Genomic DNA, 21,401 nt, shown 5'->3' with positions numbered 1-21,401 from the left:
TCCAGTCGATTCTACGCATGGGATTCGGGGTTATAGTTGTTGAACAATGATTTCTTCTCGCGGCGGTATTGCGCCAGTAGGGAAAGGTGGTTCTCGAAGAACGAGCGGATGATGGCGTTCACGAGGTCGGAACGGCAGCGGCCACGGATGTCGCAGTCGTCAAGCGAGTCGGCCAGGTCGCGGTCGAGTTTGCATACCAGACGGTCTGCCTTGCCGTTCCCGTCCGTCGGCGCTTCAAGGTAGGCCATGAAGTCCTGCCAGCACTTGTCACCGGGATGTGCGGTGCCTTGCTCCGCTTGTCCTTCTCCCTTGAATGCAGGTTCGTCGTCATTGATGCCTCTGGTGAGGTCGTCTATTTGTAATTCCTTGTTCATTACGCTATGGTCATTGATGGTTTATGTCTTTGGGGGTGCCGTCAACGAAAATTCCGGCGTATATTTTGTCGAACACCGGACTGACGATGCCGGCCTGCATATCCAGTTCCGCCACCGTGCTGAAACGTTCCATGTCGGCCCGCTTGGGAATCTTGTCCGTCACCAGCCCGTAGTTGGCGAAGGTCTTCCCCGTGTTCTCCCACAGTTCCAGCTCGGAGCGTTTGCCCACCCGTCCGTCATGGAGGTTGGGGACGATGAAGAGCCGGGCTTTCATCCGTCCGCCCACGGCCTTGCGCAGACGGTCGATGAACAGGAGGAAGCTCGCGGTGGAGGGGACGGTCACCAGGTCGTAATGGAACGGTACGACGATGATATCCGAGTTGACGAACATGGGTATCAGCCCCTCCGCCTTCAGGCTGCCGGGCGAGTCCATGAGCACCACGTCTATGCTGGGGTCGTTGTGCAGCTTCTCCATGAGCGCGGTCATGGCCTGCTTGTCGTTGGCCTCGTAGGCCAGCACGTCGTAGGGTACGGCTTCCTCGCCGTATTTCTTGATGTCGGCCTTGCGGCACTTCATGATGGAGTGCTGGAAATCGCAGTCGACGACCACGGCACGCACGCCCTTCGTCACAAGGTAGTTGGCGAAGGTGACGCAGAGGGTCGTCTTGCCGACTCCCCCTTTCTGGTTGGCGAATGTCACGATGACGGGTGTCTGTATCATTTTGTCCACGGTCGTTTGGTTCGGTGCAAAAGTATGCACCGGATAGGACGGTAACGAAATGCACAACACTTTTGTGCTTCAGGTCAGCCTGACCGAAGTATTTTATGCAGCGGATTAAAAGGTATGACGGCTTATGCGGCCAGACAGGTGACAAAAGGGAGTCTCCGTTTTTTCCTCATGGTCTACCGTTTAAGGTTGCGTCCGTCGTCAATGTCATCGTAGCCTCCCTTGCCGCCGACTTCCCACTCACGCTTTTCGGCATGGCTTCCGGCACCGGAATCCTTCAGTCCGTGTATGTGTATCTTCTTTCCGCCGTTTCCGGTGGAATGTGTCTGCTTGGCCTGTTGCTTCCGTGGCCGGGGTTTCAGCCGTTCCGTGTCAAGCCCTTCCGCCGCAAGGTCTATCACGATGTGTCTTTTAAAGTTGACGGCATATGCCGCGCCCGCTTCCTCGCGGATGATGAAGCCTTCCTCATGAAGGGCACTTTTCACGGAAAAGACGTTCTCGTCATTGAAGATTTCATGCAGGCGGCTGACGGCATCCGTATGGGACTGCGGCCTTTCGCCTGACAGGTCCACCAGATCAGGACGGTTCACCTTGAAGATTTTGCAGAGCAGATCGCGTTCAGCTTCTGTGGCCGGGTGGAACATCTCGATGAAACGGATGCGGTTGTTCCGGTCGATGGCTTCCGCCATGAACGGCTTTAACGGGCGTGTCTGTCCGTCAAAGTGGATGACGCCTTTCTTGATATAGGCACGCTGCTTCCTCAGCTTCTGGAAAATCTCGCCCTGCGTGATTTTCGGGTTGAGGGTGAGCAGCCGGTCTATGTAGTCCTCTATGCGTGCGAAGCGTTGTTCCGGGGTGGCGAAGTCCAGAAGCTGTTCCGTGGCCAGCACCCTTGCCCCGTTGATGACGGTACGGTGGGCGTGGTCGACAATCATGTAGCCGTAGGGCGCATCCTTCCTGCCGAAGAACACGAGGTCGATGCCGAACTTCTCCTTCAGCTCTTTCTGCAGCTCTTCCTTGCCGCCGCTCACGTCCCGGTATTTTTTGAGGATGCTCCGCAGCTGGCGGCAACGGGCGCGTTCCCTATAGCCGCTTTTGAAAAGCTGTTCGACTTCGGCCAACGGAATTTGCCGCTGCACCTTGCCGCCATGCTTGATAAATACGTTTTCATCTTTCTTATATACCTCATATCCCATAGAAACCATGATTGCCTTGAACTGGGCGAAAGAGGAGAAGGTATATTGCCTGGCCGCGTCCATGTCATCGGCAATCTTCTTTTGCCTGTCCGTGCCGAGAATCCTGTCTATGACTTCCTGGGAACGCCTGCGCTCGTGACTATAGGCTATCTTCCTGCCGTCGGGGGCGACACGCGAGGTGATGATGTGCAGGTGGGTGTTGTCGGTGTCATGGTGGGCGTAGATGAGCCAAGGTTGTCCGGGTTCGGCATATCCCATTTCCTTGAGGTATCGGTGCGCGAAATCCAGCAGTTCGGATTCCGTCATCTCACGGCCTTTGCAGCTGACGGCCACATGGAACTGCGGTTTCCGGATGCGGCTGTTGGCGGAACTATATTTCCTGAGGTAGCCGGTAAGCTCTTCCGTGGTGGGTCTGCCTGCCAATCCGACTGTCCCGAAGTTCCGCATCTCGATGAGCCGGGCAAGCCCTTTCGATACCTTGTGTTCGTTGTAACCCACGGCGTGGAAGTCCGCGCTTCCGGGTAATATGGTTGCTATCATCTTTGGTAGGTTTATATTTTAGTCTAAGGTTTGCCGGTTCTCTGTGTGAGGATGTCAAGCCCTCTTTTTATCCCGTTGACTATGTTCTGTGTGTCCCGGATGACAGGCATCAGGACTTCCCGGATATAGCTTGGCGGCAGCAACCCTGCAACCGCCAGCTCGTTGGCACGCTTTACCACTTGATTGAGGTTTCCGCCGATATGGGACAGTTCGCCCTGGTATCTGCGGTAGAACGAACCGAGTTCCTGCATGAGTTCAAGCTGCCGCCTGACGCTTACGTTTGAATATTCTTCGAGTGCCTTGCGCACGTAATGGCTCACGGTCTTGTAATCGGCCGATTTCTCCTTGAACGCCCGGACTTCTTCCGGGGTCATCCTTACCTTGATGTACTTGTTCCTTTGTTCCTTCATATTTCGGGTTTTTATAGTCGGGATTGTCTTACCTCATTTCGCGGGGCGAAACAGCGGCGGTGCCGCTCCGGTGCATGGCATCCGGCAAGTCACTTTTGGGGGAACAAACGGAGTTTTGTGGCCACAAAAGTACAACTTGCTTGGAAAATCCTGCAACGCAGGGCAATGTCGCCCCAGGTTCGTTTTTGCGCCAAAATTACCGTGGAAAGGGGCTTCCGGACAAAATGCACAACACTATTATGCATCGGAACGTATCAATTTGACCGGAGTATCGGGAACGTCCAGTTGCCGGGTATGTTTGACAAAATCTACCTTAGTTTATGTGTTCCGGGGCATTTAGCGTCTTGTTGTCCTAAGTGTGGAATGGAGCTGACCTTGGTTTCAGATACAGGATGTCGTTGTGCCTTTCATCTACGGACTATCGGAAACATTATCCGCTCTTCCGCCAACAATAGGGAAAAGAAAAACACGGATATATGATTTTCAAGTTAGTAATGAATTTGATATATCAACATAATGCAATAATGTAACGACCGCCCCAAGCTGAGATAACCTTGGCATTACTTTATAGTCATTCATCAGGCCTGAGAAAACGGGAGGTATTTGCACCTGACGACTTCGGATTTTAGAAACACAGGCACTTGTCACCAGTATATCCCAAACAATATGTATGATGGTATCTTGATATGGAAGCACAATGGGCAATCGTCTGTCAATCAATGGTTTTGTCAGGAAATAGTTGCCGGAATATTTTCATATCTCGCTGATTTTTAGTATATTTATGGTGAGAAATAGCCTCGTATGGCTTATGGTTTCACTTAAATTTGAGTATATGTTTGAACTGTTACTGATAATATACCTGGTGCCTGTCATCATCGTGCTTTCGCTGTTGTGGCGGTTGGTGTTATGGCTGGCAAGGAACGTGCTGCGGCTTGCCGGATGGCTGATAAAGAAGATATGCGTCCTTGTATGGAAGGGACTATTGCTGTTGGTCGGTATCTTCTTAGGGCGGTGTTGGGTCAATCGTCCGCCGGATTAATGATGAGGGCAAACAGCAAAGCCGCACCTGTCTCGGGCGGCAGGTACGGCTTCGTGCTGTGCTCGGATGCAATGGTGTTTTTCCCTCATGTCAGATATTTAGACTTACTGACAAACGGGCTAAAATCCTTTGCCTTTACTTCTTTCATAGACAACTTCTTTTTGAGTGTCGCAGTTGGTGATGCGGAACTGTACGGTGCATCCGGTCGGTATGTCACCCGGAAGTTCACGCGCCAGCCTGGCAATCACCTGGTCAACATTGCTGAAACCGATGTCCGTAAATTCGGAAAGCACTTTCCCTTTGAAATAGGCCCGTCCGCGAATCATCATCTTCTTGGATATGCGGAACAGCTTGTCTGCCGGAGCCTCAATGTCACGCGCTTTGCCTTGCTTACTCTTCTCGTCACTGAAGAAGATGAAGTCAATGACCTTGGCGTTCAGTCTCCATGCCGGGGTGAAGTCTATCTTGACATAGCCACGGGTGACATTCAGACCGTGGCTGTGGTTCATGCCGAACGCCACTTCATAGAGGTTCGCGTCACAGTCGTTTTGGGCGATGGTCGCCCACGTGTGCCTGAACGTGTAATAGCAATAGTAGTCCTCCTTTTTCATGCCCATGTCGGCGCATATCTTGCGTATGCCGATATTCACGTTGGCATTGAAACTGTCGGAGTTGCTGTAACGACTGTGGAATACGAACAGGTATTCATCATCCTCGCCGGACAAATACTTCTCGAAAGTGGACTGTATAAATGGTTCGATACGCATTTCCATATATGCCTCGTCCTTGCGGCTGTGACGTGTCTTTGCCCTTTTATAGCCGATAATGCCATTGTTGTAGTCCTTCTTTTTGAGTTCGTAAAGGTCAACGGTGTTGATTCCACCTATGCACAACGAAAGAAGTGCCACATCCCGGCCAAGCTCCGGAAGGGGAGACAGCATCTTCGTTTTAGGAAGCGGACGGTTGAAGAACTCACGGCAGGCTTCTGCACTGATGGCCCTTTGTACTGTACCGTCTGATTTTGGAATCTTTATTTTCAGCCAAGGGTTGAACTTTATACGCACGATATTTTTCTCTTCGTCGTTGAGTTCTGTGATGGCTTGTTTGAAAACCTGCCGGACACAAGTAGGGTACATCTCCTTTGCCCTGTTTGTCTGGGACAGGCTTTCAATCCATTTCTTCAATACGGCTGATGTCAGTTGACTGAACATAATCTTATTGGAACCAAAATAACGTTCAAGATGCGCTACTGCAAGTTTATAATTCTTCGCAGTTCTCAAACGTCCTTCCCGTTCTATCTTACTAATGTATGTTTGGGCATATTCACTGAAACAAACTTCCTCGTCTGCTTTCATCAGATATTCGATTACTTCCTTAACATCCCATAAAGTTACATCCGTTCGGTTCAATCGGTCTGTGTATTGTCGGATGAGCATGGCGCAATATTCGTTGACCACAGGGTCAGTCAATTCGCCGTTGCTTGCGATATGCTCCGCATCAATGATTTTATCCGTTTTGATGTAACCCGGTTTGCGATTGTGAACCACCCGTATATATACGGAGTAAAGCCCATCTGTTCTTGGTTTTCTGACCATTGCTTTTAATGTCGTCATAATCAATACTTTTAGGTTGTTGAATCGTGGTGTAAGCAGGTGTAAGCAACAGGGTCTTTTGGTGTAAGCAGAGAGTAAGCAAATACGGTCATTTGGCTCACTTATTGCGGTCAAGTGAACGAACCGCCTAAACGCAACTCAGGCTGTAATCTACCGCTAATGCAGTGAATTACAGCCTGATATTATGATTTAGAAATGTTTAGCCTGAGGGCTTCTAATCTTAGAGAGTATCCTCTACCGCCGCCTGAGCCGCTGATATGCATACCTGACAGCCAATGTCTTGGAGTATTGGTGTATGTGAAGTGTATGCTTTTTTAAGATTTTTCTTCTGACAACATTCAATTGTAGCGATTATTCCTCTACCGCAGCTTGCGCCACTGCTATTAGGCTCTTATTGTCAACACTTTACAGAGCTTGTGTATGTAATGTGTATGTTCGGCCTATTAAAGGAGCTACAATTGTTTTTTCACCATGGAATTATCTGTAATGGAACATTCACGCGAACAGTATTATATTAGTGTCATTGTCTCCTTTCTTTTAAAAGTTCAATAATGGCATCCTTGTCCTTCAAGTTGGAATCAAGGCGTTTTATTTGAGCATTAAGGCTCTCTATCTGCTCTTTCAGCAACAAAATAGTTTCATTCTTGTTTTCAACCTCTGATTGCACCTTATTTAATTGTGCTGCAAGTTCGGCATCGCCAATGTTGTTATGTGCATTTCCGTCCACTGCCACTGCGGCAAGATAAGCAGAAATCTGATGCTGCATGGGGCAAAACAAGGCGAAGAAGTTAAAGTCAAGAGCTTCACAGACCTTTACCAGTTTGTTTGTCTCCATCGTTTCCCTTTCAAGAATACGGTTGACGTGTTGTTGTGTTACGCCAATCCTACGTCCAAGCTCGGACTTGCTTATGCCAAGCTCATTGCGCCTCTTTTCAATCGCCTGCCCTACATGTACAGGACTAACTTTTATATTCATAGAGCCAATTCAAAAATGACAATTCAAACAGTGCCAAGCCATAATGCAACTGCATATACATTTACATGCCATACGTGCAATCATGCAAAGACTATGTTTATGAATGCAAAGTTAAACATTAAACATTAAATATCAAAACATTATTGAGGAAAAGAATAATGCCAGAGGAATAAATATGGTGGCATTAAAATTAGTACTGCTTGAAATGCCAAACAAATAAAGGTGTAGAATTATATTATAGTTAGGACAATTATTGATTATCATGTAGGGAAAACCAAAGTATATGTGGCACATATAAACAAAAAGTGAGAACCATTTGAGTCCTCACCTTTTGAAGCTGCCAAATTTCGACAAAGTGTTATTGCATATTTACAGTTCAATGCATTTTCCCGGCTTGAATGTCTGGTGCTCATTATGGAACACATATCCCAATTGATTGCAGACGCATTGGGTGCCACCTATCTGAACGTCAATGTTGTAATGGGAATGTCCGTATATCCAATATTCTATGCCGCTGTCCTTTATATAATCCTCCAACTCAACAGTAAACGCCCCGTTGGCCTTGCTGCCTGCGAACTTTGGATGCAGCATCCGGAATGACGGGACATGATGCGTGACGACAATCTTGTGACGGGCCTTACTGTCCGCCACTGATTTACGGATAAAGTCCACACATTTCCTGCATTCATTGTTAAATTCAGCGGAAGTCAACAGCTCTCCTTTGTATAGAATCCGGCGGAAATCTGATATCACATTTTCGGTATAATACGCTTCTTCTAAAGGTATGCAACCCCACAAGGTCGAAATGACAATATCAGTATCTTCAATATGCACGATGCTGTTATAGTAGCTATGAACATTGGGGCGTATTTCCAGGCTGTATCCGTCTTCAAGCGAAGCTATGTCGTAATACTTGTAGAACTCGTGATTGCCCATACAGGCAATTACCTGCCGGTAATTCTCCGAAGCCCAGCTCCAAAACGGATGCTTGCCATAGTTCTCATCACCCAAATAGCCAATATCACCGGCCAGGACAAGTATATCACCAGTCACTTCCAAAGGGTGGCACTTGAGATAGCCGGCATTTTCGGCAAATTCAAGATGCAAGTCCGATGCGTATTGTATTTTCATGTCGTTCTTTATGATTTGACTACAAACAGCTCATTGAGCTGGTTCAATAACTCCGATACAAATTCTTCATCCTGCCCCAATGATGCCGCCAAAGAAGCAGACAGTTCGTTCCAATTTTCGCGTATAGAGCCTATAAAATCCTTGACACACCTGACTATTGCTTCCGGTGCTTCAACTGATGCGTCCTCCAGGATGACGATGTTTTTCAACACGTCCGAGCGGTGTTTGCGTATGTCCTTACTGTTTACATGCTTCCCGGCACGCTTGTCTGCAAGCAGGTTGAGATAGGCTTTGGCTTTCAAGGCTATTAGGGCGGCAGAGTCCGCATGACGAATCCCGTCTGTCAGCCGACTGTGCGTAATGGCGAAATGATAGAAATCGTCATCCATGATGATAGCACTCAGACTGGAAACCTCATCGCCGACAGGCAAAGGCTCAATGACGATTCCTTTGGGTTCTCCAAGTACATCCGGGTGACGGGAGAGCAGTTCTATCATTTCAGGATATCCATCCTTGCCGTCAACGAAACGGTATAATTCGTATTTTGGCGGTTCTCCCTCAATGTGCTTACGCTTTTCCGGCCTGTAGCCTGCTTCACGCACGAACTGCCAGAAGCGTTCTCCAAAAGCCTCTGTAATATTCTCTGCAATAACAATCATGTCTATATCGTGGGTGGCGCGTGGCCTGACTGCTGTTCCAGTCATTGCAATGTCACAGGCAGTTCCTCCAATCACCACATAATTGTCCGGGAATTCGGCAAATGCCTCACGAAACTTTTCTAATCCTTCCATTGTATGTCATTAATCATTCGTTCAACTTCTTTTTCAATCCGTGGATCGTCATCGTTTCCCAAAGACAGGGCAAGCGACAGACGGTCAACCCATTCTTTATTTTCTTCCGCCATTTTTATAACAGGATATTTCCATACTTCTACGATAATTTTCCCATCAAAGACATTGGGACTATCGAAGGCTTCCGCAGACTTTAATGAGCGGTATTCCTTGCTTGTCAACATAAGCATTCTTTCAGGGTCAGGATTGAGCCATGTATAATGCGCCAAGGCGTTTATTCCACAGGCTGGATATTCCTTATCCGTGCGGATGCCTTCGCAGTAAAAGCGTTTTTCCAACGGTGAAATAAGCACCTGTCCAGCCTTTTTCCATAGCTCCATACCTTTGCACGGAAAACGCAGGATTTTTCTCCTTGGGCCATCCTGTATCTTTTCGCATAGACCTACGTCTTCCAGGCAGGTAATGCCCAAGGTCGTGCTTTCATACGAATAGGGAATCAGCCCGGCAATCTCCTTGGCCGAAAAGCCTTTGAGGCTTTTCACTTGCAGGTGGTACAGCAGGATATATTGAGCCACAGGTGTCAGGGCTGATGCCACTTTCCGGTCGCTTGTCTTTTCAAGTGCAATGAGCATGGGCAGGTGGGCATACCGGTCAGACATGACAAAGTACACCCCTTTGTCCGTCAACCTTTGCCTCTCGTATGTAGGCCCGGATTTCAGGATAAAGACAACGGGCAGTCCGGACAACGTTGTGAGCCTTTCCGCTGTTATCCCACATTCTCTTGGGGTAGGATTACCCTTTCTTGGTTGCAGAAACAGCATAGATATGCCTTCATATACACCCTCATAGAATGTATATGACAGTTTCTCCCCGACAGACACACCCTTCAACCGTTCTTTTCCACAAGGCGATATCCTTATTTTGCGATGCAAAATACTAATCTCATTTAATTCCATCTGCTCTATTTTAATTTCACATTAAAACGTAGCAAAATTAACAAAAACATTTTATATATCAACAACAGACACTATTTTATTTCGCCGATATAAGCAAAAAACATTGTTGTTTTATAAGTTCGGGGTGTTGCAAGCCGTGTTTTACGTCGAATGTATTTCTTAATATGCAAACTGTAGGTGAGGACTTTTGTTTCCTTTCTCTTGTTCAAACTTGCTTTCCAGCTTCAACTTGCTAGTATCTGTCACATTCCATTTTGTATCCTACAACACAACATCAAATGGTCAATGCGCTTAAATCTATACCGGGAATGGTAACGTCTGCATTCTTATCCTTGATAAGGAATCCCATATAAGTGGAACAGTCTGCACCTTAACATCCTTGTTCTTGAAAACTGTGACCATGTTTTTCGCCTTTCCGCCTCTCACTCCCACTTCCAGCATGACGCATTCACCCTTAAATCTCACCAGGAAGTTCATTTCAAGATCGCTATCCTTATGAAAACAATACGATTTCTATCCTCGGAGTTCTTCCTTCCGGCCAAAACTGTTTCTATTTTTTATAGTTAGCATTGGCTTGTTTCTTTTTCTCGGTGCAATTACACTTTTTCAAGTGAATATCATGCACGACATTACATTTTTTCAAATGAATATCGTCAACTTAGACTCATTTTCTCAAGCTATATGCCATTTCTACATTTATGGAAAAGAGTTTAAGGTACTACATATCAGCTTGAAGGTAGTAAAACCAGATTTTATGTACTTCCATGCTATAACAGACTTGTATGTCCTCCTTTACTTGCCCATCAATGTTATATCCGATTACTTCATTGTAATTCATTGCAAAAACGCAAGAACTTTACTTAATATATAATCATTATTTGGATATTTAGCAAACAATAATTAAACAAATATTTGGCTATATGATTTATTTGTTGTTATTTTGCAACTGCGATACATAGTGTCGTAACTGAAAATTAAAATCGAACATAATAAATCAAGAGTTATGGCAGAAAATTTGGAAAAAATCCGTCCGGTGCTTACCGCACTTGAAATCGGCGACGAAGTGACTTTCCCTATTTCACGGCTGAAAAGCGTCCGAACACAGGCTTCCGAGCTTGGCGCTATCTTCAACCGCCTGTTCAAGACAAGGACAGACCGCGAGAATCAAACTATTACCGTCAAAAGAGTTAAGTAGCAAGTATGCCTTTATTTCAGTTTTTAGACCATCTGATTCCTTATGACACATTCCTGAATGACCTTGCTGCAAGGATTGTCAAGCTGTTGAAAGCTGACCATGACGACCCGGAATATGTCAGCCAAAGGAAAGCGTATCAGATGTTTGGCCGCCGGAATGTCGAGAGATGGAGGCGCCAAGGGAAAATCGTGCCCTGTAAAAGGCCGGGAAAGGTTGAATACAAAACAGCCGAGCTACGTTTTCTGCAACGGACTGTACAAGATTATTTTGATAATCAGCCATTGAGCAGCATAACAAACAAGAAGAGAAAATGAATTTATAAACTATTTTATGGCTATGCCAAACATATTATCGATGTGTAAAATGGTAGAAAATATATGTATAATCAATGAAAGAGCTGCAGCCAACTTGTAATCCAGATGGAGTCTATTCTGTTAAGCGCACTTGCTCCGAGCTTGGCGTAAGTCATAAGACGTTGCGAAAGTATAGAGAGAACGGTTATATCAAGCCGGTCAACCCCGGCAATTCCAAGCGTCCTAAGTATTCGGGGCAATCCATTATCGAGTGCTGGCACATCTTAACGAAATTATGATCAGTGAAGCCACCATAAGTAAAGTTAGGGGTGTCGACATTGAAAATGTGCTGTGCACTTACGTCAGCCTTAAAAGGAAAGGCTCGTCGCTGGTCGGGCTATGCCCTTTCCATTCAGAAAAGACACCGTCCTTCACGGTGTCGCCACAGAAGGGCTTGTACCATTGCTTCGGCTGCAACCGTGGCGGCGATGCCATCTCGTTCGTAATGGAGAAAGAGAACCTATCTTTCACGGATGCGGTGGTGTTCATAGCCAAGCAACATGGCATTGCTGTTGAATACATGGAAGAGGAACGCAATGAGGCGGAAACGGCAGAGGCCCGACACAAGGAGTCGCTGCTCATTGCCCTTGAGCAAGTCCAAAAGTTTTTCTACAACAGTCTGAGAAAAACGGATGACTCTGAAAGCCGCCAGGCGCGTGACTATATTTATGGCAGATGGCCGGAAGAAACCTGTTCCGTAGCAGGGATAGGCTACGCCCCGAAAGACGGTGGGCTTTTCATGGACCATTGCCGCAAGTCATCTATAAGTGAGAAAGTCCTTTTCGAGCTTGGACTGTTAAGGCGCAGTGAGGACAGTGGCGCATACACCATGTTCAGGCAGCGCATCATGATACCCATCCGTGACAGGTGGGGGCGCGTCACCGCCTATACGGCACGGTATATCGGCACGAATCCCAAAGCCCCGAAATACGTCAACTCCGCCACAAGCCCCGTCTATTCCAAAGGAGATACGCTGTTCGGGATAGACAGGGCAAGCCGCGCCCGTAACTCAGACTACTTCATTGTGGTGGAAGGCGCACCTGACGTCCTTAGGATGCAGTCAGTTGGATATGACAACACCGTGGCCGCGCTTGGTACGGCATGGACGGACAGCCAGCTTACATTGTTAAAGAAGTTCACTTCCGCGATATGTTTTGTTCCCGATTCGGACGTTGCGGATGGAAAGGCATATGGCCCCGGATTCGAGGCGGTCATGGCAAACGGAGCTGCCGCTATTCGAAAGGGATTTCACGTGACGGTCAGAGAACTACCGTTTGCCAAAGTCAACATACCCGATGACAAACTCTATACACTTTACCCGGACGGAATACCAGATGATGCCGTAAGGGAAAAGCCGATAAAGAACGATGCGGATAGTTACATCCGCTCAAAGGAGGATTTCACCTCACTTGAGGAAAAGCACTTCATTGTTTGGCTGGCGCAGAAACGGTTTCTCGTTGCAGACTCATTGGTGGAGGAGCGCAAGTGCGTGGCGGAAATTGCCGACCTGCTCCGCTATGTGGACGACCAGCTCGTCTTTGACCAGTGCATAGAACAACTTTCAAGACTACATGGCAAGGCGAAGCTGTGGCGTGATGCCGTAATGCAGGCACGTGGCGAAGCCCGTAAAAGAAAAGACAGGGCAACCCCGATGGACGAGAGACAGCGCGAAGCTGAACTCCTGCGGCAGTTTGGCTTGTTCGTCCGCGATAACTGTTATTACGCTACTCCAGACGATGACGGGGAACCGATGAGGATTTCCAACTTCATCATGGAACCGCTGTTCCACATTGAGGACGAGAGCAACGGCACGCGCATATTCAGGATGCGCAACATGTACAACGTCTGCCGCGTGGTAGAGCTGAAAGAATCAGAGCTGTGTTCGCTGAGCAACTTCCAGCAGAAGGTCGGTTCATTGGGCAATTACGTCTGGCTGTCCAAGATAGACAAACTCAACCGCGTCAAGGAATACCTGTACTCCAAGACCGACACGGCGGAGCGGATAAGGAAATTGGGATGGAATGCCGAGGAAGGTTTCTTCGCTTTCGGCAACGGCATACTGGACGGAGTCACGTTCAAGAAAGCCGATGACCTCGGGATAGTCCGTGACGTAAAAGACAAAGCGTTCTACCTGCCCGGCCATTCCAAAATCTACTTTCACAACCCGGAGATATACCAGTTCGAGCGATTGATGGTGCATGAGAACCGCAGCGGAGTGAAACTTTACGATTACGTGTCATTGCTGATGGACGTGTTCGGGGAGAACGCCACAGTCGCATTCTGTTACCTATTGGCCACATTGTTCCGTGATGTAGTGTTCAAACGTACAAGGCATTTTCCCATTCTCAACCTCTTCGGAGAGAAAGGCACGGGCAAGACCACCCTCGCCACCTCCCTCCAGTCCTTTTTCCTGCATGGCGTTGACCCTCCAAACCTCGGCGTGACTTCCGTCCCGGCCATGAACGACCGCGTGTCGCAAGCAGTTAACACCCTTACTGTGTTCGATGAGTACAAGAACGACCTCGACATCCGCAAGATAGCATACCTGAAAGGCCTGTGGGGAGGTGGCGGACAGACCAAGAAAAACACAAGTACGGACGGCATGGCGACGCAGACCATCGTCAGCACTGGCGTGGTGCTTTGCGGACAGGACAAGCCAACGCAGGACATGGCACTTTATACCCGTGTCCTGTTCCTCGCCTTTTCCAAGACCTCCTTCAGCCAAGCCGAGAAGAAACGCTATGAGGATTTGGTGGCAATGTGCAACACGGGATTGACACACCTGACCGTTGAAATCCTTAATCATAGAGAATTGTTTGAGAGGAACTTTCCGGAAATCTATTCCATCACCAAACGGGAGTTGGCCACTAAGTTGGACAACGAGACGGTACATGACCGTATCTTCGGAAACTGGGTAATACCGCTGACCACGTTCCGCACGTTGGAAACGGTCATAGAGGTGCCTTTCAGCTATGCGGAACTGTTCGACATTTCTCTCAGGGGCTTGCGCAACCAGAACGAGCTGGCGCAGGAAAGCTCCGAGATAGCCGACTTCTGGAACATGCTTCAAGGCTTCCAGACATCAGGGAAGTGTATAGAGAACGCTCATTACCGCATAAGGTACATGAGGTCGTTCCGCCCGTTGTCATCAAAAGAGGCTATCGAGTTCAAGGAGGCACGCCCGATATTATACCTGAATACGGCGGCGGTTTCCTCGCTGTTCGGCAGCCGAAGCATGAATGCCACTGCCAACCGTTCCAACTGGTCAACCGTCATGTCCTACCTGAAGTCGCAGCCGTCGTTCCTCGGCCTGAAGCAGGACAGGTTCAGCATCCTTCTGCCCAACGGACAGCCGGACTACTCGGTCGAGCTTGTCAACGGCCAGCAGGTCAGGAAAGTCAGGGTCAACCGCCCGAAGGCTTTGTGCTTCGATTATTTACAACTTAAGGAAAACTTCGGGCTTGACCTTGAAACGGAAGTCGTTTCGGAAGAATTGTAATAATTGAGTAAAAGACAGACCTTAATATTACTAAAGGTGTTAAATTTGTAACATGACAGCCCATTATCCGTAATTTTTTTGCGGCTGTATCTGTTTTTTTGTATCTTTGCAAGCATAAGTACTTAATGCTAAACGTTATTAAATCATGCTTACAAGATTCGCTGTGAAGAATTACCGTGGATTTGCTGACAAAATAGAATGGGATTTGTCACATCCAAGCAACTATACCTTCAACTCCAACGCCATAAATAACGGTGTAGTGAAGAACGGAATAGTGTACGGTCCCAATGGGTCTGGAAAAACAAATCTCGGACTGGCTATTTTTGATATAGCGAACCACTTGTCCCACAAATGGAAAAAGCCGGACTACTATCTGAATTTTGCATACGCAGCAAACATTATCAAACCTGTAGAGTTCGAGTATACTTTCGTTTTTGGTGATGACATATTGAATTACAGTTACTCAAAGAAGGCAAAAGACCTGAAAGGCGAATTGCTGAGCGAGAAACTGCTACTAAACGGGAAAGAGCTGGTATATAAGGATGCGGACGAACTTAGAATTGCGGAAGAGTTCGCCCTGTCTGACGCGGCTATCAATAGTTTGAAGACAGGTGCAAACAACATCTCCATCATTAATTACTTGGTGGGTACTGTCCCATTGACCAAAGGCCATGCGATTTTGCGGCTTAAGGACTTTGTCGAAAATATGCTTTTTTTCAGAAGCCTGGACTATAGAGAATTCATCGGCTTGAAAGAAGGAGGTAGCAATATCGAAGAATACATCATTAAGAATGGACTGACAGAAGATTTTGCTGAATACCTGAAAGCAACCAGCCAGCAGGAATTCTCGTTTGCGAAACCTACAGAAGGCGACAATGTATTGTATTGCGTAATCGGTGGGGTTAAGATACCTTTCATGTGGGTGGCATCAACCGGCACATTGAACCTAGAACTGCAATATTATTGGTTGAAAGAAATGGGCAATGCTACATTCGTGTTCGTGGACGAGTTTGATGCTTTTTATCATTACGAACTTTCATATACCATTTGTAAGTTACTGTTCAAGGGCGAACATCAGGCGTTCGTGACAACCCACGATACATTTCTGCTGACAAACGACCTGTTGCGACCTGATTGTTTTTTCATTCTGAAGAACAATAAAATTAATGCGATCTGTGATTTGACGGACAAGGAACTCCGTTTTGGTCATAATTTGGAAAAATTGTATCGAGGGGGAACATTCGGCGTATGATCTTGTTTGTGTTCGAAGGTTTGAAAGCCGAACCGACAGTATTCGGCTCGTTGGAAAAACTTTTCCTCTCGGGAGAAGAGGTAAGGATGGTGAAATGCAGTCATGACCTGCCGACGCTATATAAGAGGTTGAAGAGTAACGACTTTGACCTGTTCCGCTCATTGCCATTAACAGAAAACGGTATTGATGTGCCTGATGGAATACGACTTGACACAATGTTCTCTCAGATATTCCTCTTTTTCGATTATGACTTTCAAAACCGGATAGGTCTTGAGAATGTGAACACGATATTGGAAGAGATGCTTGGATTTTTTGACAACGAGACCGACAATGGCAAATTATACGTAAACTATCCGATGATTGAGTCTCTTAAATATACTAAAACGCTGCCTGATGCCAACTATTGGAAGTACACCGTAACAAGACAGACTTGCGTCGACCATAAATTCAAGGGTGAGGCGGAAACGTTTGCCTATACTGAGGCAAAAGGATATAAGTTTATCGACCTGTCAAAAACCAATGAAAGCGAGGTGAGGAACAATTGGAACATGTTGAAGGCACAGAACGTGTGCAAAGCCAACTATATCGTATCAGGTGAAAATGTATTGCCAGAAGACAAGGATACAGTCAGTCAAGATGCCATATTTAAAGCACAAAAGGAAAAATATGTTTGCGCAAATGACGAAGTGGCAATATTAAATTCGTTTCCTATATTCATTCACGATTATCTGAAATAAAAACAATATTGTTGGATTAGCAACTTTTTAACAATCCATCAATATTTCGCGTTTGTTGCGCATTTATTCAGTCAATCAAATAGTATATTAACAGTACTACAGCGACAGACCATCAAGAATGCAAAAACAGTACTGGTTGAAATTTCAAAGGGGAATCCAGCGACGGAAGAGTATTCCACAACCGTATATTTGCTTGTAGAGAAACTGAATAAATATATTTGAGGCATCACAATAGCATATAGAAGCAGTCGATTTTCATGCAGCACTAAAATCCAGACATACTAATACATAAACGTCTGGATTTTTTCATTTTCAAACCCAATCATAATAGCTTGACATGACATATAATAACCAACTATGGCAGAATGTATTCAAAGCTCCTCTTTTCGACACAAATCTTCGAAGAATAATATGCACACATTTTGGGGTTGACAGTGTTGACAAACTATAAATTCCAATATACCAATCACTTTCATGAAAAGGTATGCGTTGACAAACGTTGACAAGCGTTGACAGATTTGGGAAAATCCGAAAATCCATAGCTAAGTGTTGACAAAACACGATACATATATAATTATTCTTTTTTAGTTAAAGAAAAAGATAAGGTATTGTATAACAGTAATTTGCGAACAATATTTCTCGTGTGTCTTTGCCCCTTTCAACCTTGTCAACGCTGTCAACCCTGAAACATATACCCTTTTTCATTTTCAAAAAGTATTTTTCCGCTTGCCCGCCTTTGGCACGGAAGTGGAATAACAGCAAGTCCACGAAATCCGTCATTTTCCAATGAACTCCCTCATCTTCCAATATCTAACGTCTTGCATGGCATCCGTCCACCGGTTATCTTTATAGCAAAAAAGGATTAAGACATGGACTTATGCAAGTTGTTTGGTGAAATCATCCCTGAAGGAACATACTCGGTGCGCGAAGCCGCACGTTATCTTGGCGTACACCGCTGCACCATATACGCCTATATCAGCCACCCCGAAAGGCCGTTGCCATTCAGCAGGGCGGAAGGCAATGCGAGGCGCCGCTTCCTCGGCAAAGACCTAATGGTCTTCAAAAAGAACAGCATCCCGAAGAAAGGACGCAAGCGCAAAAGCTCCTAATAGTGATACAGGCGTGGAAAGAAAAAGCCTGCCACATCCGCCGGCAGGCTTTTTCTTTCCACGCACATCAAGCCGTCAGGCAATCCCCCTGATTGCCTCAAGCAGTCTGTACACCATTTCCTCCGCCTTTTCCATGTCGGCCACGATGTCCTTGATGTGGTAAGGTGCACCACGCCGTCCGTGTCCGTCCTTGCCTATCCACAGGCTCGCCTCATAGTCCGGGTCTAAGCCCTCGTAATAGTCCTCAATGTCATCTGCCAGGCTATCGATGCAGTTCCCTTTCATCGAAGTCGAAAAGCCGAAGTCCTGCCCTGCAGGCGTGAACTTGCAGAACTCGAAGATTACATCCTTGCCTTGCCTGTCGGCACGTACTTCCCAACCGTTGGTTTCGCAGCACTTCATTACTGCGTCAATGTTGATATTCGTATTCATCGTTTGGGCTGTTTATGCCGTCCGCAACCATGACGGCCACGGACGGCGTATTAATAATTGTTTATTTCCCGAATTCCGCAAGAAACCGTTGCAAACGATAGTCCTGCAAATTTTTGAGCTTTGTCGGCTGGAAGTTCTCCTGCCGCCTTACTTGTAACTTGCCAAGGCCTTTCGCCGTGAGGTCAAGAGTTACGTCCGAAAGCTCGTTAAGCGAGAAGTAGCCGTACCCGTCCTCCATAAGCCCTACGACAATGCCATAAAGGATTATGTCGTTCCCCTGCACCTCTCCCTCAAGTATGAACCACCGTACCGAGCCGAGCGCAAATATGGCCACGCAGACGGCGTCCTTTCCCCTGCCGTCCTGCGAGTAAAGGGGATAGCCTTTCAAGGCTTCCTCCAACCGGGGTGTCATCAGCCTGCACATATCAGCAAAATTTAATTTCGTCACCATACACCTCTATCTCCGCACCGCTTGTCAGTCGCACGATGAAGCCAGTGTCTGTCAGTGCAACCACAATGCCATGACAGTAGCCGCGCCACGGCTTAACCAGTTCACATTCCCTGCCGTATTTGGGAAAATCAGTATATCCAGCCATATTCAAATGTTTTAAAATTGTTATTTATACCTGTTTTTAATGTCATACACTTGCTTGATAATAAATTTGCGGTTCTGACGAAACATTGTAGATGTAACTGCCACACCTTACCAAAAGGCAGTCCTTGCCGTAATACAGCCTTTTCATGCCCCTTACGCTTCCGCTTCGGTGGAAGTTCGGGAAGCGGTCAATGCCTACCCTTTCCCCTTGTTCGATTGTAATTCTTCTTACACGCATACTCCGATGTCTTGAAAGTTGATAAAATTAAGTTCTTTTCCCTTTTGTGAAGCCTTTCCGGGCTTCGTGGCAGGGCAACCTTTTCCGTGCGTGGAACCACTGCGGACGACAGGGAGGAAAAGACAAGTGTGAGGCGAGAGGGCGCGGACGGAATGCCCAAATTTCCAAGGCACGCGGAAATTTGCGGAAGGCTGCCGTCAAGCCCTCCCGACGAAAGCACAGCCGGCACTTGGCGTTCCTCCCGTCCGCAGTACCTTTGCACGGAAAAGCGTTGTCCGACATGAAGCACGGGCACTTGCTGCCAAAAAAAATGCCATTAAAGATTCCGTTTGGCTATGCCATTACGGCAGTTCGCCTATGAAATGGCGAAGCCACAAGCATCCACTTCATAGCCGGCAATGTGGCAAATCCTTAGTTGCGCCGGGGCGCAACCATGAATTTGCCTCTTTGTCGGCGGACACGGCCTTGCCGTAAATGCAGTATGAAGATACCGGCTTGGTTTGTTTGGTGCCAATGGCACGGAGCAGGCAAGCCGCTACTGTACCCCAATATACATCGGGCACGCCATAGTGACCACAAAATCCGAACAATTCCCATTATCTCCCCCATTCTCCAATGTTTGACGTATTGCAAGCCCTACGTCTTGGGCTTACCTTTACAGCGGTCGGGGATATACGCTGTCATCACATATAATAATGTGGTAAGGCCATACCGCTATCATGCCAGACGATAGATTCAGATCCGGAAACGCCCTGTTGCCGCAGTCTTTCCAATAGGTGTGCCGTCTTGGGGCGCAAAACGATGCATATTACGCTCCAAAAGACGCTCTTTCGCAACGTAAAACGCTACCTTTTACAATGCGCACGTTTACATGGGCATTATTTGTCGCCGACATTAGATAAAGAACAATAAAACATTGTACCATGACATCGATAAAACTAAAATTCAGGCCGTCAACAACGCCGGGCAAGGAAGGCTCATTGGTGTTCCAACTGATACACGGACGCTCTGTGCGCAGGATAACGAGCGAGTATAAAATTTTCGCCGAAGAATGGGATGAAGCCGCAGGGAGGATAGTCCTGCCCACACTGTCATCGCCACGCTACGTCCACCTCGTTTCGGTAGAGTCTGCCCTGCAATGGGAAATGAACAGGCTAAAACGGATGGTGGAGGAAAGCGAAAAGGCAACCGGCACGGTAAATCTTGATGAGATCATCGCCAACTTCTCGCCCAGCCTTGACGCGCAGGATAGCGTGTTCAACTTCATACGCGGACAGATACGGCACAAGAAACAGCTTGGCAAAGTGCGCTCAGCCGAGACCTACCGCTCAACGCTCTACAGCTTCATGCACTTCCGTGGCGGCATTGACCTGACGTTCGACATGATGGACGATGGGCTGATGGAACTATACGAGGCGTGGATGCTGAATGCAGGACTGACACGCAACACCACCTCTTTCTATATGCGCATCCTGCGCACCAATTACAAGATGGCCGTCGAGAAAGGTCTCACGCCCGACCGTCACCCGTTCAGGCACGTCTATTGCGGCATGGACAAGACAGTGAAAAGGAGCATAACTTTCATTGAAATCAAGAAAATCAACGACTTGGACTTGTCACGAAGCCCAAACCTTGACTTCGCGAGGGATATGTTCATGTTCAGTTTCTGCACGCGCGGAATGTCCTTCATAGACATGGCATACCTGAAGAAAACCGATCTTAACAACGGTTGCCTGGCATACCGCCGCAAGAAGACGGGGCAACTCCTGACGATGGAATGGACCTGTCAGATGCAGGACATAATAAGCAAGTACAAACCAAATGCCACAAGATACCTCCTGCCTATCCTCACCCATGAGGACGGGAGCGAGCGCAGGCAGTACCAGAACCAGATGAGGAAAATCAACCGACAGCTGAAGGAAATAGCACGCATGGCAGGACTGCCGCTGCCGTTGTCAATGTACTACAGCAGGCACAGTTGGGCTACCATCGCACGCGGCAAGGACATCCCGCTGTCGGTCATCAGCGAAGCCCTCGGGCACGATTCGGAAGCGACAACACAAATCTACCTTGACTCGATAAAGTCAAGCGAAGTGGACAAGGCAAACCGTATGATTATGGAGGGTCTATGACGCGAACAACTGTTTCACGAAAATGGACTTCTCCTTATATGAGATGGATATTTTCGTGAAACAACTAAATTCCAACAACTTACAAGAATTTCGTAAAAATATTCCG

General features: G+C 47.2%; 23 protein-coding genes. 9 read left to right on the top strand and 14 right to left on the bottom strand.

All coding sequences use genetic code 11. The features are described from left to right. Window positions 1–11 precede the first annotated feature (11 nt). The 4 genes from H6B30_RS14830 to H6B30_RS14815 all read right to left on the bottom strand — a co-directional run bounded on the left by H6B30_RS14830 (window position 12) and on the right by H6B30_RS14815 (window position 3,247). On the bottom strand, window positions 12–374 hold the full coding sequence (locus H6B30_RS14830; RefSeq protein ID WP_087207491.1) for a hypothetical protein: 363 nt from the start codon (window positions 372–374) through the stop codon (window positions 12–14). 10 nt (window positions 375–384) lie between these two features. Then, window positions 385–1,095: a ParA family protein gene (locus H6B30_RS14825; protein WP_087207586.1), complete on the bottom strand. Its 711-nt coding sequence runs from the start codon at window positions 1,093–1,095 to the stop codon at window positions 385–387. A gap of 182 nt (window positions 1,096–1,277) precedes the next feature. Next, window positions 1,278–2,837 (bottom strand): relaxase/mobilization nuclease domain-containing protein, encoded by a 1,560-nt coding sequence (locus H6B30_RS14820; RefSeq protein ID WP_205111973.1) that lies wholly within the window; start codon window positions 2,835–2,837, stop codon window positions 1,278–1,280. 23 nt (window positions 2,838–2,860) lie between these two features. Next, window positions 2,861–3,247 carry a plasmid mobilization protein gene (locus H6B30_RS14815; protein WP_205111971.1) on the bottom strand — a complete coding sequence of 129 codons (387 nt, stop codon included), beginning with the start codon at window positions 3,245–3,247 and terminating at the stop codon, window positions 2,861–2,863. Between the two features lie 832 nt (window positions 3,248–4,079). Between H6B30_RS14815 and H6B30_RS14810 the strand changes: the two genes are divergently transcribed. Continuing rightward, window positions 4,080–4,286, top strand: a complete 207-nt coding sequence (locus H6B30_RS14810) for a hypothetical protein (RefSeq protein ID WP_205111969.1) — start codon at window positions 4,080–4,082, stop codon at window positions 4,284–4,286. 119 nt (window positions 4,287–4,405) lie between these two features. Here the strand turns inward: H6B30_RS14810 and H6B30_RS14805 are convergent, their stop codons facing one another. The 6 genes from H6B30_RS14805 to H6B30_RS14780 form a co-directional block, all read right to left on the bottom strand. Further along, a complete protein-coding gene (locus H6B30_RS14805; protein ID WP_205111967.1) occupies window positions 4,406–5,899 on the bottom strand; it encodes a phage integrase SAM-like domain-containing protein in 1,494 nt (497 codons plus the stop codon). A 520-nt stretch (window positions 5,900–6,419) separates the two neighbouring features. Further along, on the bottom strand, window positions 6,420–6,875 hold the full coding sequence (locus tag H6B30_RS14800) for a helix-turn-helix domain-containing protein (protein ID WP_205111965.1): 456 nt from the start codon (window positions 6,873–6,875) through the stop codon (window positions 6,420–6,422). 369 nt (window positions 6,876–7,244) lie between these two features. Then, the gene (locus H6B30_RS14795) at window positions 7,245–8,006 is read right to left on the bottom strand and encodes a metallophosphoesterase (RefSeq protein ID WP_205111963.1); all 762 of its coding nucleotides are present in this window, start codon (window positions 8,004–8,006) and stop codon (window positions 7,245–7,247) included. Window positions 8,007–8,014: 8 nt separating this feature from the next. Further along, window positions 8,015–8,797, bottom strand: a complete 783-nt coding sequence (locus tag H6B30_RS14790) for a hypothetical protein (protein WP_205111961.1) — start codon at window positions 8,795–8,797, stop codon at window positions 8,015–8,017. Beyond that, entirely contained in the window at window positions 8,785–9,753 is a 969-nt protein-coding gene (locus H6B30_RS14785) for a hypothetical protein (RefSeq protein ID WP_205111960.1), read from the bottom strand. Before H6B30_RS14785 ends, H6B30_RS14790 begins: the two co-directional genes overlap by 13 nt. A gap of 297 nt (window positions 9,754–10,050) precedes the next feature. Next, window positions 10,051–10,230, bottom strand: a complete 180-nt coding sequence (locus H6B30_RS14780) for a hypothetical protein (RefSeq protein ID WP_205111958.1) — start codon at window positions 10,228–10,230, stop codon at window positions 10,051–10,053. 526 nt (window positions 10,231–10,756) lie between these two features. Between H6B30_RS14780 and H6B30_RS14775 the strand changes: the two genes are divergently transcribed. The 7 genes from H6B30_RS14775 to H6B30_RS14755 all read left to right on the top strand — a co-directional run bounded on the left by H6B30_RS14775 (window position 10,757) and on the right by H6B30_RS14755 (window position 17,898). Continuing rightward, window positions 10,757–10,948 (top strand): hypothetical protein, encoded by a 192-nt coding sequence (locus H6B30_RS14775; RefSeq protein WP_205111956.1) that lies wholly within the window; start codon window positions 10,757–10,759, stop codon window positions 10,946–10,948. 5 nt (window positions 10,949–10,953) lie between these two features. Beyond that, entirely contained in the window at window positions 10,954–11,262 is a 309-nt protein-coding gene (locus tag H6B30_RS16445) for a hypothetical protein (RefSeq protein WP_239484145.1), read from the top strand. A 74-nt stretch (window positions 11,263–11,336) separates the two neighbouring features. Beyond that, window positions 11,337–11,540 carry a helix-turn-helix domain-containing protein gene (locus H6B30_RS16440; RefSeq protein WP_239484136.1) on the top strand — a complete coding sequence of 68 codons (204 nt, stop codon included), beginning with the start codon at window positions 11,337–11,339 and terminating at the stop codon, window positions 11,538–11,540. Then, on the top strand, window positions 11,537–14,800 hold the full coding sequence (dnaG, locus tag H6B30_RS14770) for a DNA primase (RefSeq protein ID WP_205111954.1): 3,264 nt from the start codon (window positions 11,537–11,539) through the stop codon (window positions 14,798–14,800). Before H6B30_RS16440 ends, dnaG begins: the two co-directional genes overlap by 4 nt. A 145-nt stretch (window positions 14,801–14,945) precedes the next feature. Next, complete coding sequence (locus H6B30_RS14765) at window positions 14,946–16,052, top strand: AAA family ATPase (protein WP_205111952.1); 1,107 nt, start codon at window positions 14,946–14,948, stop codon at window positions 16,050–16,052. An 8-nt stretch (window positions 16,053–16,060) separates the two neighbouring features. Further along, window positions 16,061–16,789, top strand: coding sequence for a hypothetical protein (locus H6B30_RS14760; RefSeq protein WP_205111950.1), 729 nt, complete (start codon window positions 16,061–16,063; stop codon window positions 16,787–16,789). A gap of 869 nt (window positions 16,790–17,658) precedes the next feature. Then, on the top strand, window positions 17,659–17,898 hold the full coding sequence (locus H6B30_RS14755; protein ID WP_205111948.1) for a helix-turn-helix domain-containing protein: 240 nt from the start codon (window positions 17,659–17,661) through the stop codon (window positions 17,896–17,898). 75 nt (window positions 17,899–17,973) lie between these two features. Here the strand turns inward: H6B30_RS14755 and H6B30_RS14750 are convergent, their stop codons facing one another. The 4 genes from H6B30_RS14750 to H6B30_RS16435 all read right to left on the bottom strand — a co-directional run bounded on the left by H6B30_RS14750 (window position 17,974) and on the right by H6B30_RS16435 (window position 19,163). Beyond that, the gene (locus tag H6B30_RS14750; protein ID WP_205111946.1) at window positions 17,974–18,330 is read right to left on the bottom strand and encodes a hypothetical protein; all 357 of its coding nucleotides are present in this window, start codon (window positions 18,328–18,330) and stop codon (window positions 17,974–17,976) included. 61 nt (window positions 18,331–18,391) lie between these two features. After that, window positions 18,392–18,754: a hypothetical protein gene (locus H6B30_RS14745; protein ID WP_205111944.1), complete on the bottom strand. Its 363-nt coding sequence runs from the start codon at window positions 18,752–18,754 to the stop codon at window positions 18,392–18,394. Window position 18,755: 1 nt separating this feature from the next. Further along, on the bottom strand, window positions 18,756–18,926 hold the full coding sequence (locus H6B30_RS14740) for a glyoxalase (RefSeq protein WP_205111943.1): 171 nt from the start codon (window positions 18,924–18,926) through the stop codon (window positions 18,756–18,758). A 42-nt stretch (window positions 18,927–18,968) separates the two neighbouring features. After that, a complete protein-coding gene (locus H6B30_RS16435) occupies window positions 18,969–19,163 on the bottom strand; it encodes a hypothetical protein (protein ID WP_239484134.1) in 195 nt (64 codons plus the stop codon). A 923-nt stretch (window positions 19,164–20,086) separates the two neighbouring features. Here H6B30_RS16435 and H6B30_RS14735 point away from each other — a divergent pair. Further along, window positions 20,087–21,295, top strand: a complete 1,209-nt coding sequence (locus tag H6B30_RS14735) for a site-specific integrase (RefSeq protein WP_205111941.1) — start codon at window positions 20,087–20,089, stop codon at window positions 21,293–21,295. The last annotated feature ends 106 nt before the right edge of the window (window positions 21,296–21,401 follow it).

It is taken from the genome of Marseilla massiliensis (genome assembly GCF_016899955.1).
Taxonomy (GTDB): Bacteria; Bacteroidota; Bacteroidia; order Bacteroidales; family Bacteroidaceae; genus Prevotella; species Prevotella intestinigallinarum.
This window is presented reverse-complemented; position numbering and strand designations above follow the sequence as displayed.